Below are 309 nucleotides of genomic sequence, written 5' to 3'. Positions count from 1 at the left end.
CGGGCACTGGCGTGCCGGACAACTCGAGATACCCGTAACCGGTCTCGGCCGCGATGGGCGTGACGCCGAAAGTCACCAGATGCCCCTCCTCTGCCGCCGCTTTCCCTGCGGCGACCGCATCGAGAAACGCGGCGCCGTCAGCGATCCGGTGATCCGAGGGGGAGACCAGCAGGACCGCGTCCGGCGTTGCCTCGTGGCGCAGGGCAGCCGCGAGGATCGCCGGCGCGGTGTTGCGGCCCGCAGGCTCCAGCAGGATGTCGGCCCCGGTAACCCCGGCATCGTCCAACTGCTCGGCGGTGATGAAGCGGA

Annotated in this window: 1 protein-coding gene; it reads right to left on the bottom strand. The window is 70.6% G+C overall.

The features are described 5' to 3' along the window. A partial coding sequence (locus H2O73_RS23715) for a sugar phosphate nucleotidyltransferase (RefSeq protein WP_246335984.1) occupies positions 1-309 on the bottom strand: 309 nt, incomplete at both ends.

The sequence above is a fragment of the Vibrio marinisediminis genome, from assembly GCF_014050145.1.
Classification (GTDB): Bacteria; Pseudomonadota; Gammaproteobacteria; order Enterobacterales; family Vibrionaceae; genus Vibrio; species Vibrio marinisediminis.
Note: the sequence above shows the minus strand (reverse complement) of the source record. Positions and strands in the feature narration are given on the sequence as shown.